Here is a 16,046-nt window from a genome sequence, read left to right on the forward strand (position 1 = left end):
TATCTGAAGATAAAAATGAAAGTTGCTCGATTCGGGCTGAAAGTCGCGCAATTCGGATAAAACCTGAGCAATTCTAGGTCAAAGTTGCGCAATTGGGGTAAAAGTTGCTCGATTCGGGCTGAAAGTCGCGCAATTGGGGTAAAAGTTGAGCAATTCAAGCTAAAAGTCGCGCGATTGGGGTAAAAGTTGAGCAATTCAAGGCAAAAGTCGCGCGATTCGGGTAAAAGTTGCGCAATTCAAGGTCAAAGTTGCGCAATTCAAGGTAAAAGTCGAGCGATTCGAGGTAAAGTTGCGCAATTCAAATTGAAAGTCGCGCGATTGGGGTTAAAGTTGAGCAATTCAAGGTAAAAGTCGCGCGATTCGAGGTAAAGTTGCGCAATTCAAGGTAAAAGTCGCGCGATTGGGGTAAAAGTTGAGCAATTCAAAGTGAAAGTCGCGCGATTGGGATAAAAGTTGCGTAATTCAAGGTAAAAGTCGCGCAATTCGAGTTAAAGTTGAGTAACTTAAGGTACAAGTCGAGGTTTCAACATATACTCAATCTGTAATAGGGAACACCTGAATGAAAATGTTTCTACTATATAAGGAGATGATCATTGTGCCAGAAAATATGAATCCGGAACAAATAGAACGAGATAAAGAATATCGGAAGATGGGGTTATCGGACGAAGAGTATGATCGCATAAAAACCATTATGAAACGTCATCCTAATTATACCGAAACGGGTATTTTTTCAGTAATGTGGTCAGAACATTGCAGTTATAAAACATCAAGGCCACTTTTAAAGAAGTTTCCGACAAAAGCTCCACAAGTTCTCGTCGGACCGGGAGAAGGTGCAGGGGTAGTAGATATTGGCGATGGCCAAGCAGTCGTCTTTAAGATGGAAAGTCATAATAGCCCATCCAAAATTAATCCTTTTGAAGGAGCAGCAACGGGTGTTGGTGGAATTTTAAGGGATGTATTTTCAATGGGAGCTCGTCCAGTTGCGGCGATTAACTCTTTACGATTTGGGCCTTTGATCTCAGACAGAACGAAATATTTATTTGAAGAAGTTGTAAAAGGAATTGCACATTATGGAAATAATGTTGGTGTTCCAACAGTTGGTGGAGAAGTCAAATTTGATGAGTGTTATGAAGACAGTCCATTAGTGAATGCGATGGTCGTGGGAGTTCTAGATCATAAAGATATCCAAAAGGGAATTGCAGCTGGAGTAGGAAACACCGTAATTTATGCGGGAGCACCTACAGGTAGAGATGGGATCCATGGTGCAACACATTCTTCAGATGACCAGCAGTCAGAAGATGCAAGCCCTGCAGCAGGAAATCCAGAGCTTGAAAAAAGACTGATTGAAGCATGCTTAGAAGTGATCCATCATGATGCGCTTATAGGTATGCAAGATATGGGAGCGGCGGGACTTACGTCATCTGGAAGTGAAATGGCATCAAAAGCCGGAACAGGAATGTTACTTGACTTAGATTCCGTACCTCAAGCAGAAGAAGATATGTCAGCATATGAGATGATGCTATCTGAGACGCAAGAAAGAATGCTTTTAGTCGTTAAAAAAGGTTCCGAACAAGAAATTATTGATCTGTTTAATAAGCATGATATTGAAGCTGTTGCAGTTGGCAAAGTTTTAGAAGAAAATGTTTTTCGAATTCAGCATGAAAATAAAATTTGGGCAGAAATCCCGGTTGATGCATTGGATAAAGATGCCCCAATCTATCATCTCCCATCAAAAGAAGCAACTTATTATAAGGAGTTTCAGCAATTAGAAGAGACTGTTCCGAAAATTAATAATTATGGTGAAATGTTAAAGCTGTTATTAGAAAGCCCAACAGTTTCAAGTAAAGAATGGGTATACGATCAATTTGATTCAGAAGCGCGTGGGAATACATTAGTAGGACCTGGGTCTGGAGCAGCCGTAGTAAAAATAGAAGGAAAAGATAAAGCAATCGCAATTTCGGCAGATTGTAATGCTCGTTATATCTATTTAGATCCGGAAGTAGGCGGAAAAATTGCTGTTGCAGAGGCATGTCGAAACATTATTGTTTCAGGTGCAAAACCAATTGGAATTACGGATGGTTTAAATTACGGGAATCCTACAAATGAAGAAGTTTTTTGGCAGATGGAAAAAAGTATTGATGGGATAAGTGAAGCATGCCGTGAGTTAAGTGTACCTGTTATTAGTGGTAACGTATCGATGTACAATCAGTCATACGGCGAGCCAATTTTTCCAACACCGATCATTGGCATTGTCGGTCTGTTTGAATCACTGGATCACATTACACCAAACTCGTTCCAAAACAGTGGAGATGTTATCTATGTGATTGGTAAAGCAAAAGCAGAATTTGGCGGCAGTGAACTGCAAAATCTTATGCAAGAAGAATACGATGGAAAAGCACCACAACTCGACTTACAAATAGAAAAAGAACGTCAGGAAAAAGTATTGCAAGCCATTCAAAATGGACTTCTCGTATCAGCTGAAGATATCGCTGAAGGTGGGTTAGCCGTTGCATTAGCGGAGAAAGCGATTCGTGGAAATGTTGGAATCAATATTACCTTAACAGAAGATGCGACGATTGAACTATTCAGTGAGACACAATCTCGTTATGTTGTTTCAGTAAAGGAAGAAGATGCAGAATCATTTGAAAAAAGTGGGCTTGAACTAACTAAACTTGGTAACGTAACATCAGAGGGGAAATTTATCGTCTATACAAAAGACGGTGAGCAAATCATCAATGAAGATATGGAACAACTCAGAAAAGGATGGAAAAACAGTATCCAAACTTTACTGAAATCCAATTAAAAAATGAGGAATGACTATGTTTGGAATTTGGGGTCATAAAAAAGCCGCTGAGATCACCTATTATGGATTACATTCTATGCAACATCGAGGACAAGATGGTGCAGGAATAGTTGTGACAGATGGTGAACAGTTAAACGTTCATAAAGATGTTGGTCTAGTCAATGACGTATTTAAACGGTATGACTTTGCCGAAAATCCAGGACATGCTGCGATTGGGCATGTCCGAAACGCTACACAAGATGACGGAGTTTTTAATAATGTACAACCTTTCGTATTTCATACATTAAATGGCAGTACAGCAATCGCACATAATGGCAAAATTGTTAATGCAGACAGTATTCGTAGAAATTTAGAAGAGACAGGAAGTATTTTACAAACTACTTCCGATACAGAAGTTTTAGCACATTTAATGCGAAAAAACAGTCAAAAAACAACTGAAGAAGCAATTATTGAAAGTTTAAAACAGCTTGTCGGCGCATATGCATTTCTAATTTTAACAGAGGATAAGTTATACGTTGCACTAGATCCAAGGGGGATTCGTCCTTTATCGTTAGGTAAGTTGGGAGATGCTTATGTCGTTGCCTCGGAAACTTGTGCATTTAATATCATTGGTGCAACATTTGAACGTGAAGTTATGCCAGGTGAATTACTGACAATAAGTAATGAAGGCATAAAATCGACTCGTTTTCTATTAAGAGAACCTCGAAATCTATGTGCAATGGAATATGTTTATTTTTCTCGTCCGGACAGTGATTTGAATGAAGTAAATGTTCATACAGCAAGAAAAAGAATGGGAATTGAACTCGCTAAAGAACATCCTAAGTTTGATGCCGATGTTGTTACAGGTGTGCCTGATTCAAGTATTTCTGCGGCGATCGGGTATGCGGAGCAATGTGGATTACCATATGAAATGGGTGTCCTTAAAAATCGGTATATAGGGAGAACGTTTATTCAACCTTCTCAAGAATTAAGGGAACAAGGGGTTAAAATGAAACTTTCTCCTGTACGTGGTGTCGTAGAAGGTAAAAGCGTTGTGATGATCGATGACTCTATTGTTCGGGGAACAACAAGTCGACGGATCGTTCGTTTATTAAAAGAAGCTGGTGCAAGAGAGGTTCATGTTCGAATTTCTTCCCCTCGTATTGAAAATCCATGTTTATATGGTATTGATATGCTAACGAAAAAAGAGCTTATTGCAGCTAATCACACGAATGAAGAGATTAAAGATCTTATTGAAGCGGACTCGATCGAGTTTTTATCCGTTGAAGGAATGGAAAAAGCGATTATTAAAGATAAAACATTGAACCAAGGTGTTTGTGCTGCATGTATGACAGGTAACTACCCTGTTCTTGAAAATGACCAGCGAAAAGAGTTTTATAGAAAATATTAATTCGCTATTCGATTAAATAAGCTGAAAAAAATAGGCTAACAAACAGTAAATAAGCTATAATATAGAAAACATATTTACAAACAAACTTTCAATATGAATACAATAAATTTAGGGGCGAATAAATATATGTCAAATGTATATAAAAATGCTGGTGTCGATGTTGAAAAAGGGTATGAAGCTGTCGAACGTATGAAAAAACATATCACGAAAACAACACGATCAGAAGTATTAGGTGGAATAGGGTCCTTCGGCGGGTTATTTGAATTAACATCTCTACAATACAAAGAACCGGTACTTGTTTCAGGGACAGACGGAGTAGGTACAAAATTAATGCTTGCATTTGAAATGAATAAGCATGACACAATCGGCATTGATCTAGTTGCTATGTGTGTAAATGATGTCGTTGCACAAGGAGCAAAGCCACTATTCTTTCTCGATTATATCGGCTGTGGAAAAAACGATCCAGAAGTTATTGAACAGATTGTTGCTGGAGTAAGTGAGGGATGTGTTGCCTCAGGTGCTGCTTTAATAGGCGGTGAAACAGCCGAGATGCCAGGGATGTATAAAGAAGAAGAGTATGATTTAGCTGGCTTTGCAGTTGGGATTGCTGAAAAATCAAAACTTATTACCGGTGAATCAATACAAGCAACTGATTGTGTAGTTGGTATTGCATCAAGTGGCATTCATTCAAATGGTTATTCGTTAGTACGAAACGTAATTCAAGGACTTGATTTAAATAAGCAATATGATGGCCTCTCAGAAACATTAGGGGAAGCTGTTTTACGACCGACAAAAATATATGCCAAATCAATTGATGCCGTGATGGAAAAGATCGAGATAAAAGGGATCGCACATATTACGGGCGGCGGATTTTATGAAAACTTCCCACGCATACTTCCTGATGGACTCGGTGTGAAATTAGATGAGAGTAAATGGGAAGTCCCTGAAATTTTGACATTTATTCAGCGTAAAGGAAATATATCTACTGAAGAGATGTATGGAGTGTTTAATATGGGTGTCGGCATGGCGTTAGTCGTTTCAAAAGAAGATGCAGCTGAAGCAATTACTATTTTGCAAGATTTAGGTGAAGAAGCTGCAATAATTGGAAATGTGATTAGTGGGGAAGGGGTGCAATTTGCATGATTGAGATTCGGACGCGTGTAGCAGTTTTCGCATCTGGTGCTGGAACAAACTTTGAGGCAATGATGACAAGTAGAGATCGTAATTTTGATGTCGTCATGTTAGTTTGTGACAAACCAAAAGCACATGTAATAGGAAAAGCAGCAGGTTTTGGTGTAGAAACAGTCGTGCTAGACCCAAATACCTTTTCATCAAAAGAAGAATATGAAGAAGACATTTTAAAAAGACTTAAACGAGCGAATGTTCAGTGGATTGTATTGTCAGGCTACATGCGAATTGTAGGGAAAACATTACTTAACGGTTATGGCGACAAAATTATCAATGTACATCCATCTCTTCTACCGTCCTTTCCAGGAAAAGATGCTGTAGGACAAGCTCTAGAAGCGGGAGTAAAGGTTTCTGGAGTTACTATTCATTATGTAGATGAAGGCGTTGATACAGGGCCAATCATTGCACAAGAGCCGGTAACTGTCTTTCCTAATGATACGCGGGAGACACTACAAGAGCGAATTCAACAAGTAGAGCATGTATTGTATACAAGAGTAATAGCCGACATAACGAAACAATGATTAATAGTTAAATCTTACTAGTTCATAAAAATTTTAAACACGTATGAGGAGTATCAAGCATGAAAAAAAGAGCATTGATCAGTGTATCGAATAAGGAACATCTCGTACCATTTGTAAAAAAATTAGCAGCATTAGATTATGAAATCATATCTACAGGCGGCACCTTAAAATTGTTAACAGATGAAGGTATTGACGCAAAACAGGTTGATACGGTAACCGGGTTTCCAGAAATTTTAGATGGAAGAGTAAAAACATTACATCCGAAAGTGCACGGTGGTCTACTTGCAAAACGCGATCAGCAAGCACATATGGAAGCATTAAAAGAAAACGAGATTGAACCGATCGATCTTGTCGTTGTTAACTTATATCCATTTAAAGAGACGGTAACGAAACTAGGCGTAACAGAAGAAGAAGTGATCGAAAATATCGATATCGGTGGACCGACAATGTTACGGGCCGCTGCCAAAAACTTTAATGATGTTGTCGTTGTCGTAGACCCTGCTGATTATGAGCATATTGGTGCTAAACTTGAGGAAGGCACGGTCGATATGGAAACACGCAAACAGTTAGCGGCAAAAGTATTTCGACATACTGCACATTATGATGCGATGATTGCCCGCTATTTCAATGAAGTCATCGAAGAAGTTTTTCCTGAAAATTATACAGTTACATATGAAAAAGTACAAGATTTGCGTTATGGAGAGAATCCTCATCAACAAGCTGCGTTTTATGAAGATGTACAATATAAAGGGGTAAGCTTAGCAACTGCAAAGCAATTACACGGCAAGGAATTATCGTTTAACAATATTCAAGATGCGAATGCAGCCCTTGAAATTGTCGCAGAGTATGATGCATCTGCTGTTGTAGCGGTAAAACATATGAATCCATGTGGAATCGGATTAGCGGATCATTTACATGAAGCATTTAAGCGTGCATATGAAGCAGATCCTATTTCAATTTTTGGTGGTATTATTGCATGTAATCGAGAAGTGGATAAAGATACAGCGATACAAATGCATGAAATATTTTTAGAAATTGTGATGGCGCCAAATTTTACGGACGAAGCAAAAGAAATTTTAATGCAAAAACAAAATATTCGTTTACTTGAACTAGAAAATTTTAACGCAAGAAAAGCGCCTGAAAAAATAACAACAGTTAAAGGTGGAGTTCTCGTTCAAACGAGTGACGAAGGAAAGATTGAAGCTTCAGATCTTGAGGTTGTTACAGACCGAAAACCGTCAGCGGAAGAAATAGAAGATTTATTATTTAGCTGGAAAGCAGTTAAACATGTAAAATCGAATGCAATTGTAGTCGCAAAAAATAAACAGACTGTAGGAATCGGTGCTGGGCAAATGAATCGAATTGGCGCAGCGAATATCGCTATTGAACAAGCAGGGAAAAAAGCTGAAAATGCAGTTTTGGCATCTGATGCATTTTTTCCAATGCCAGATACGGTTGAAGCCGCAGCAAAAGCCGGAATCACAGCGATCATTCAGCCAGGAGGGTCAAAGCGAGATCAAGATTCCATAGACGTATGTAATGCAAATGGAATTGCTATGGTCTATACGAAAATGCGTCATTTTAAGCATTAAGAACAGTGGTGCAGTGGGCACCTTGGAGGCGGCGGGTGATTTTCGCACTTAGTGTGAGAATACGCCGAAATATTTCGTAATACGGCCGATAAATACGATTTATCGCCGATATATCTAGGGAATCACCGATAAATACAATTCAGCGCCGATATCTCTAGGGAACCACCGATAAATACAATTCAGCGCCGATATATTCGTAAAACCGCTGATAAAACAAATTATTATAAAATATAACAGTCTTAGAAAGGTGTATGGGATGAATATTTTAGTTGTCGGGCGTGGGGGACGCGAACATAGTGTCATCATGCATTTAGAAAAAAGTGATCGTGTTGGAAAAATATACGCAGCTCCAGGCAATGGTGGGATAGAAGAGCATGCGACATGTGTTCCAATCGATGAGATGGATATTGAGGGACTTATCCAATTTGCAAAGGATAAAAACATTGATTTGACAATTGTAGGACCTGAGAATCCATTAAATGCCGGGATCGCAAATGCATTTAAGGAACAGGGATTAGCTATTTTTGCCCCGACGAAGGAAGCAGCATTGTTGGAAGGTAGTAAAGATTTTGCTAAACAATTCATGGTGAATCATGGTATTCCTACCGCAGCCTACGAAACTTTTACAGAAGCAGAAGCAGCAAAAAAATATGTGGAAGAAAAAGGTGCACCGATTGTTATTAAGGCAGATGGCTTAGCAGAAGGTAAAGGGGTTATCGTCGCCGAAACAAAAGAAATGGCGCTCGATGCGATTGATAAATTAATGGTTGAAGACGCCTTTCGTGGTGCAGGGCGTAAAATTGTAATAGAAGAATTTCTGGATGGCCGCGAATTTTCATTAATTGCTTTCGTACATGAGTCCAATGTTTTTCCAATGATTCCTGCACGTGACCATAAACGGGCTTATGATAATGACGAGGGGCCAAATACTGGTGGTATGGGAGTATTTGCACCAGTACCTGATATTACGGATGACATCGTGGAATATACAACGAGAGAAGTATTACAAAAGGCAGCAGATGGCTTAATGAAAGAAGGCCGTCCATTCACAGGAATTTTGTATGCAGGTTTAATGCAGACAGCAACGGGTACGAAAGTGATCGAATTTAATACTCGTTTTGGGGATCCGGAAACTCAAGTAGTCTTGCCTCTTTTGGAAAATGATTTATTGCAAGTCATTCTTGATGTTATGGAAGGAAAAGACCCGAAATTAAGTTGGAAAAATGAAGCTTGCGTTGGGGTTGTTGTGGCATCAAAAGGGTATCCGAATTTGTATGAAAAAGGTGCTCTTATTCCTGACACAAAAACGACTGAGCAAACATTTGTCGTTCAAGCCGGTACAAAAAGCACTGAAAAAGGTCTTGTCTCAAACGGAGGGCGTGTCTTACTTATAGGCGGTTTAGGAGACAATTTGGAGATTGCCCGGAAAAATGCATACGAACTTTTACGTGTTTATGACGATACTGATGCATTCTTTTATCGAACAGATATTGGCATATCAAAAATATAATTTTTAAACAAAGAAAAATCCGAACATCAATTTGGATTTTTCTTTTTCTGTTTTATAAGCAGCGTGTGTGCCAAGGATTAATTTCCTGTTCAGATAAAGGAATAGTGATTTTCTGACTAATAGGAATGATCAGTGATATGCGATTTTCACCATAGTTGAACTTATATGATCCAATTTTATCTTATTTCTATTAATCTATATTAGAAAAACTTCTCTATTTGTTCAAACTTTCACATGAACTTTTATTTTTTTAAGCGTTTTCAGCAAAATATCTTTTCTATGTATGATAAAATAATAATATAATCACAATCATAAAATAACCAAAAACTTTGATTGTGTTGGGAAAGAATTCATTTTATTGGAGAGTTGACTTATGCTAGAACAAGGACAATTTTGGAGAAACAGAGAGCTGCGTGAACATGTGGCTGTCGTTGAAAATAAAATAGCACCATCCATCGTATTTACAAATGGTACATACTTAAATGTTTTTACAAAGACTTGGAAACAAGAAAATGTTTGGGCGTATAAAGAGCGTATTGTATATGTTGGAAATAGAATGCCTCAACAAACAGAAGGTACAGAAATCATCGATTGTACTGGACAATATTTGGTTCCAGGTTATATAGAGCCACATGCTCATCCATTTCAGTTATATAATCCTGAGATGTTAGCATTTCATGCTGCAAAATTTGGAACGACTACATTAATTAACGATAATATTCGGTTACTTTCTTTATTTGATAAAAAGAAAGCGTTTTCGATTATAGAGAATTTTCACAAATTACCCGTTTCGATGTTTTGGTGGGGGCGGTACGATTCCCAATCGATGTTAAGAGATAGCGAAGAAAAGTTTAATACGAATGATATTTTATCATGGGTATCAAACCCATCTGTAATTCAAGGTGGTGAGCTGACTTCTTGGCCTCAGCTGCTCGCAGGAGATGACCGATTATTATATTGGATACAAGAGACAAAGAGATTGGGTAAACGAGTGGAAGGTCATTTTCCGGGAGCTTCACAAGAGACATTAACCAAATTAAAGTTACTCGGTGCTAGTGCAGATCACGAAGCAATGACAGGAGAAGAAGTTGTAAGAAGACTTGAGTTAGGGTATCATGTAGCGTTGCGTTATTCATCTATTCGCCCTGATTTGCCGATAATATTAAAACAATTGCTTCATGATAAAATAGATGCGTATGACCAAATGATGTATACGACTGATGGATCTACCCCTTCGTATAATAAACGTGGATTAATTAATGTCTGTATAGATATTGCCATTAAAAAAGGTGTTCCGCTTATAGATGCTTACCGAATGGCTACGTATAACGTGGCAAAATACTATCATTTGGATGAACTATTAGGTAGTATCGCTCCTGGAAGACTGGCGCATATTAATATACTGTATGAAAAGGATGACCCGCATCCATTAAGTGTTTTAGCTAAAGGAAAGTGGATTATCCGAGATGGTGTCACAAGTCCTCAAAAACCTTTGATTGATTGGAAAAAACATGAAGTAACCAAGGCTGAATTTAATTGGGAAATTAATAAGGATGATCTACAATTCTCTATACCAATCGGATTGAAAATGGAAAATGATGTCATTATGAAACCATACGCGGTTGATATCGACATTACTGCCGATAATTTACCTTCTGGAAATGAAGATGCATTTTTACTATTAATCGATCGATTTGGTAAGTGGCGTGTGAATTCAGTTATTAACGGATTTACAAATCAACTTGGTGGTTTATGCAGTACTTATTCTACAACAGATGATATTATAGTAATTGGAAAGAGAAAATCAGATATGAGTTTAGCGTGTAATCGAATGAAAGAAATTGGTGGAGGAATTGTTCTCGCTCATGAAGGAAAGATTCTATTTGAATTATCATTACCTCTTGCAGGTGCTATGTATGATGGGAAAATGTCGAGTCTGATTGACAAAGAAAGAGAATGTGTCAAGATCCTTAAAGAGGCAGGATATAAGTTTACAGATCCAATTTATACACTCTTATTTTTATCTTCCACTCATTTACCTTATATTCGCGTTACTCAACAAGGGATTGTTGACGTTATGAAACATGAAGTCATTGTTCCAGCAAATATGCGTTAAGAAAATAGGGGGAACGCATTATATGAAAAAAATCTATCTACTTATAATCGTCATTGCAATTGGACTAGTAGCAGTTGCTTGTTCGACTAATGAAGAAGAAAAAGAAAAAGGTTCTGAGGATAGTAATGAAGTAGGAAAAGTAGAAACGGAACAAAATATTTACCCATTTACTGGGATCGCAACTGATGAGGATGTTACAAATCGTGCCATTGCAGTTATGGTTAACAATCATGCACAAGCAAGACCACAAACTGGTCTCTCGGATGCAGACATTGTTTTTGAAATGTTAACAGAAGGAGATATTACACGATTTTTAGCAATTTATCAAAGTACTGAACCAGAAGTTGTTGGTCCGGTCCGCAGTGCCCGCGAATACTTTTTTACACTCGCCGATGGATATGACGCAATTTATGTGTATCATGGAGCAGCAAATTTTGTAAATGATATGATCCAGTCCAGAGGAATAGAAAATTTGCCTGGAGCTATTTACGATAATGACGGACATCTGTTTGTACGAGAATCATTTAGACAAGCACCACATAATTCTTATTTTCAATTTGGTGCTGCTTATGATGTTGCCGCTGAAAAAGAGTATGAAACTCATATGAATTATGAACCATTACCATTTTTGAAAGAGGACGATAAAATAGTTGGAGAAGATGCAAATTATGTCCGAATTAATTATGCTCAAAATGACGTTTATGTAGAATTCACCTATGATGAGACAACTAATCAATATACACGTTATAATGATGGACAAATGAGTGCTGAATTAAATACAGATGTACCGATACAGGTTTCTAATGTTTTAATCGTTGAAGCTGAACATCGAGTTATCGATGATGAACAAAGAAGATCTATAGATATTGAATCTGGCGGGTCCGCGTATCTACTACAACAAGGTAAGGTTCAGCAATTACAATGGGAAAACCAAGATGGACGAATTATTCCTATTAAAGATGGACAAGTAGTGCCATTTGTACCCGGAAAAACATGGATTAATTTTATTCCATCTACTACATCTCCACAAGGTGTAGATGAACAGGTTGAATTTAAGAATAAAGAATAAGGGGGATTTGATTTGCAAATTGATAAATTACGTGGGAAGCAATTAGATCAATTATTCGATGCGATTCTCTCTTTAAAAACACGGGAAGAATGTTATAAATTTTTTGATGATGTCGCAACGATGAATGAAATCCAATCGCTAGCCCAACGACTTCAAGTAGCTAAAATGTTAAACGAAGGAAGTACGTACAATGAAATAGAGCGACAGACGAAAGCTTCTACTGCTACTATTTCCCGTGTAAGAAGATGTCTTGATTACGGCAGCGGCGGTTATGAAACAGTTTTAAGTCGGATGATAGAAAAATAAGGACTAGTCAACGTAGGATCTTAATAGATAGTTGCTATAAACTGCGCAGTAATTATAAAAAGTTAATCGTATAACTCGCTACGAAAATACACTGCGCTTTCCGTGGGCGGCTGTTGAGCCTCCTTCGTGCCACGCACTTCGTAGTCTCACCGAGACCTTTCCTCCCACAGGAAGCGGTTTTTGCTTCCGAGGAGGCTGAGGCCGTGCCCACGGTAAAGGAGATACTGTAAAAGCAAACGATAGTGCAGCTTGAACAGATGTCGCTCTTATGCCTGTGGTGAAAGCGAAGTATTCTGCCGAAGCGGTATTTCAACTCCAAATTATTGGGGTGGTGAACAGTCTACGTTCATTTAACAACACAATTTTATAAAAAAATATACAAAAGATAATCCGAACAAATATAATTCATTGTTCGGATTTCAATTTGAATAAAACGTATTTAATTTAACCTCTACATTATCTCCTGTACTACTACTTTCCTTTTCAATTAGTTTCTGTTCAAATGGAAATAGAATTTATTCTCGTTTCACTCTAGTTCATACAATATTTTTGCTATAATATATAAATGGATAATAAAAGTGGAGGACTATGCCTTGAACTATCTAATTAATGAATGGAAGCATGTATTTAAATTAGACCCAGCGAAAGAAATTTCTGATGATCATTTAGAACAATTATGTGATTCAGGAACAGATGCGATTATAATTGGTGGAACTGATAATATCACTTTTGATGCGATTTTAGAATTAATGTATCGTGTTAGAAGGTATGCAATTCCTTGTATATTAGAAGTTTCTTCTTTAGATGCAATTTCACCAGGATTTGACTATTACTTCATTCCAATGGTATTAAATAGTAAAGAAAAAAAGTGGATTATGGATATTCAGCATAAAGCTATTAAAGAATATAGAGAAATGATGGATTGGGATGAGATTCTAGTTGAAGGATATTGTATATTAAATCCGGAATCCAAAGCATATAAAAAAACGAATTGTATATTACCGGATGAGGAAGACGTAATTAGTTATGCATTTATGGCAGAACATATTTTTAAATTACCGATTTTTTATTTGGAGTATAGTGGTACATATGGCGACCCAAAACTCGTTGAAAAAGTAAAACAAGAACTAAATAAGACGACATTATTTTATGGTGGCGGCATTAAGAATGTTGAACAAGCGAAAGAAATGAAACAATTTGCTGACGTCATCGTAGTTGGAAATAGTATTTATACTGATTTTAATGACGCATTAAAAACAGTAGAGGTAGTAAAATAAGGGGCTGGTATTAATGAGCGTTATTGAATTTTTAAGTAACTTAAATAAAGAACAACAAGAGGCAGTTAGACATACAGCAGGCCCACTTTTGATCATGGCAGGTGCAGGTAGTGGTAAAACACGAGTTCTGACCCATCGGATAGCTTATTTAATCGATGAAAAATCCGTAGCACCAAGAAATATATTAGCGATCACATTTACGAACAAGGCCGCTCGAGAAATGAAGGATCGTGTACAAAAGCTAGTTGGTCCGGCAAGTGATGCAATGTGGGTTTCTACATTTCACTCGATGTGTGTAAGAATTTTGCGAAGAGATATTGATCGAATAGGATATAGTTCTAATTTTACTATTATTGATAGTAGTGACCAGCAGTCTGTAATGAAACAGATTTTAAAAAACTTAAATATAGATCCGAAACAATATGACCCAAGAGCAATGATTGGGCAAATTAGTAATGCAAAAAATGAATTGATTACTGCACAAGAAGCTTTGGAAAAAGCCGGCAATGTATACGAAAGGCAAGTTGCAGAGATTTACGATGCATATCAAAAAACACTTAGAAAAAACCAAGCACTTGATTTTGATGATTTAATTATGGAAACCATTCATTTATTTAAACGTGTTCCGGAAGTTTTACACTATTATCAACGTCGATTTCAATATATCCATGTTGATGAGTATCAAGATACAAACCATGCGCAATACTATTTAGTAAAACAACTTGCAAGTCGTTATCAAAATCTTTGTGTCGTAGGGGACTCTGACCAATCGATTTACCGCTGGCGAGGTGCAAATATCGGTAATATTTTAACTTTTGAAAAAGATTATCCGAATGCTCGGACCATTTTCCTTGAACAGAATTATCGATCAACAAAATCAATATTAGCTGCGGCAAACCATGTTATTAATAATAATACGGGAAGAAAACCGAAAAAGTTATGGACGGATAATGAAGAAGGGAATAAAATTACTTATTTCCAAGGAGCAACAGAACGAGAAGAGGCTTTATATATTACAGAAAAAATCCAAGATCTATTAGTAAGTGGAACGTACACTCCCGATGATATTGCAATTTTGTACCGAACAAATGCCCAGTCTCGTGCTATTGAAGATACGTTAATGAAAGCGAATATGACGTATCAAATCGTTGGAGGTTTACGATTTTACGACAGAAAAGAAATTAAAGATATTATTGCTTATTTAAGACTTATTACTAATCCGAATGACGATATTAGTTTTGAACGAATTGTAAACGTACCGAAGCGTGGGATTGGAGCTACCTCCCTTGAACGGTTACGGGCGTATGCGACTAAACATGGTCTTTCTTTCTTTCAAGCCGTAAAAGAAATTGATCAAACAGGTGTACCTAAACGAGCCGCTCAAGCATTAATAGAGTTCCAACTGCAAATGGAAACATTGATTAAACAACAAAACTTTCTTACTGCAACGGATATGGTAGAAATGGTATTAGAACAAACAAAATATGAAGAGATGCTAAAAAATGAAAAATCAATAGAAGCACAGAGTCGTCTTGAGAATATAGCAGAGTTTTTAACAGTCACAAAGGATTTTGAGAAATCTAGTGAAGATGATAAAACGCTTGTTACTTTTCTAACAGACTTAGCCTTAATCGCAGATATTGACACGATGGATGATACAACAATTGATGCTAATGAAAAAATAACATTAATGACGCTTCACTCTGCGAAAGGACTTGAGTTTCCAGTAGTATTTCTTATCGGAATGGAAGAAAATATTTTCCCACATAGTAGGTCGCTTATGGATCAAGAGGAGATGGAGGAAGAAAGAAGGCTTGCATATGTTGGAATTACAAGAGCGGAAAAAGAATTGTTCTTAACTCATGCAAATATGCGTACATTATATGGCCGGACTAACTTCAATCCAATCAGTCGGTTTATCAATGAGATTCCAGAAGATCTAATAGAGGGAGTAGACGTAGCGAAAAAATCAATGTTTGGCTCATTTTTTGACGAACCAAGTGATAACTCAATCTCTTTCGCTAAACCTAAAGCTCACCCACCAAGAAAGCAACCAGCGCGTAGAAAAACTGAAAAAATTACTACGACTGGGGCACAAAATCAAGAATGGAGAGCGGGAGATAAAGCTCATCACAATAAATGGGGAATAGGAACGGTCGTTAAAGTTCAAGGGAACGGCGATGCAACAGAACTAGATGTGGCATTTCCAGCTCCTACCGGTATTAAACGGTTATTGGCGAAATTCGCACCGATTACGAAACAATGAGGTGTAGA

At 37.5% G+C, this 16,046-nt stretch carries 11 protein-coding genes; all 11 read left to right on the forward strand.

All coding sequences use genetic code 11. The features are described 5' to 3' along the window. The first annotated feature begins 586 nt into the window (after positions 1-586). The 11 genes from purL to pcrA all read left to right on the forward strand — a co-directional run bounded on the left by purL (position 587) and on the right by pcrA (position 16,038). Entirely contained in the window at positions 587-2,803 is a 2,217-nt protein-coding gene (gene purL / locus SPD48_RS10965; RefSeq protein ID WP_336258368.1) for a phosphoribosylformylglycinamidine synthase subunit PurL, read from the forward strand. A gap of 16 nt (positions 2,804-2,819) precedes the next feature. Then, positions 2,820-4,193, forward strand: a complete 1,374-nt coding sequence (gene purF, locus SPD48_RS10970) for an amidophosphoribosyltransferase (RefSeq protein ID WP_442962145.1) — start codon at positions 2,820-2,822, stop codon at positions 4,191-4,193. 126 nt (positions 4,194-4,319) lie between these two features. Beyond that, on the forward strand, positions 4,320-5,336 hold the full coding sequence (gene purM, locus SPD48_RS10975; protein WP_336258152.1) for a phosphoribosylformylglycinamidine cyclo-ligase: 1,017 nt from the start codon (positions 4,320-4,322) through the stop codon (positions 5,334-5,336). Next, positions 5,333-5,902 (forward strand): phosphoribosylglycinamide formyltransferase, encoded by a 570-nt coding sequence (gene purN, locus SPD48_RS10980; RefSeq protein ID WP_336258153.1) that lies wholly within the window; start codon positions 5,333-5,335, stop codon positions 5,900-5,902. Before purM ends, purN begins: the two co-directional genes overlap by 4 nt. Positions 5,903-5,961: 59 nt before the next feature. Next, complete coding sequence (purH, locus tag SPD48_RS10985) at positions 5,962-7,494, forward strand: bifunctional phosphoribosylaminoimidazolecarboxamide formyltransferase/IMP cyclohydrolase (RefSeq protein ID WP_336258154.1); 1,533 nt, start codon at positions 5,962-5,964, stop codon at positions 7,492-7,494. Positions 7,495-7,750: 256 nt separating this feature from the next. Further along, on the forward strand, positions 7,751-9,004 hold the full coding sequence (purD, locus tag SPD48_RS10990) for a phosphoribosylamine--glycine ligase (RefSeq protein WP_336258155.1): 1,254 nt from the start codon (positions 7,751-7,753) through the stop codon (positions 9,002-9,004). Between the two features lie 373 nt (positions 9,005-9,377). Then, a complete protein-coding gene (locus SPD48_RS10995) occupies positions 9,378-11,120 on the forward strand; it encodes an adenine deaminase C-terminal domain-containing protein (RefSeq protein ID WP_336258156.1) in 1,743 nt (580 codons plus the stop codon). A gap of 22 nt (positions 11,121-11,142) precedes the next feature. Then, positions 11,143-12,189, forward strand: coding sequence for a DUF3048 domain-containing protein (locus tag SPD48_RS11000; protein ID WP_336258157.1), 1,047 nt, complete (start codon positions 11,143-11,145; stop codon positions 12,187-12,189). Positions 12,190-12,201: 12 nt separating this feature from the next. Further along, positions 12,202-12,495 (forward strand): YerC/YecD family TrpR-related protein, encoded by a 294-nt coding sequence (locus SPD48_RS11005; RefSeq protein WP_336258158.1) that lies wholly within the window; start codon positions 12,202-12,204, stop codon positions 12,493-12,495. A gap of 593 nt (positions 12,496-13,088) precedes the next feature. After that, a complete protein-coding gene (locus SPD48_RS11010) occupies positions 13,089-13,772 on the forward strand; it encodes a heptaprenylglyceryl phosphate synthase (protein WP_336258159.1) in 684 nt (227 codons plus the stop codon). A 13-nt stretch (positions 13,773-13,785) separates the two neighbouring features. Next, positions 13,786-16,038, forward strand: coding sequence for a DNA helicase PcrA (gene pcrA / locus SPD48_RS11015; RefSeq protein ID WP_336258160.1), 2,253 nt, complete (start codon positions 13,786-13,788; stop codon positions 16,036-16,038). The last annotated feature ends 8 nt before the right edge of the window (positions 16,039-16,046 follow it).

It is taken from the genome of Pseudogracilibacillus sp. SE30717A, assembly GCF_037071985.1.
Taxonomy (GTDB): domain Bacteria; phylum Bacillota; class Bacilli; order Bacillales; family Amphibacillaceae; genus Pseudogracilibacillus.

Coding starts and splice junctions, on each gene's coding strand:
- purH (WP_336258154.1), top strand. CDS start 5,962: ATGAAAAAAAGAGCATTGATCAGTGTATCGAATAAGGAACATCTCGTA.
- purD (WP_336258155.1), top strand. CDS start 7,751: ATGAATATTTTAGTTGTCGGGCGTGGGGGACGCGAACATAGTGTCATC.
- purN (WP_336258153.1), top strand. CDS start 5,333: ATGATTGAGATTCGGACGCGTGTAGCAGTTTTCGCATCTGGTGCTGGA.
- purF (WP_442962145.1), top strand. CDS start 2,820: ATGTTTGGAATTTGGGGTCATAAAAAAGCCGCTGAGATCACCTATTAT.
- purL (WP_336258368.1), top strand. CDS start 587: ATGATCATTGTGCCAGAAAATATGAATCCGGAACAAATAGAACGAGAT.
- purM (WP_336258152.1), top strand. CDS start 4,320: ATGTCAAATGTATATAAAAATGCTGGTGTCGATGTTGAAAAAGGGTAT.
- SPD48_RS11000 (WP_336258157.1), top strand. CDS start 11,143: ATGAAAAAAATCTATCTACTTATAATCGTCATTGCAATTGGACTAGTA.
- pcrA (WP_336258160.1), top strand. CDS start 13,786: ATGAGCGTTATTGAATTTTTAAGTAACTTAAATAAAGAACAACAAGAG.
- SPD48_RS10995 (WP_336258156.1), top strand. CDS start 9,378: ATGCTAGAACAAGGACAATTTTGGAGAAACAGAGAGCTGCGTGAACAT.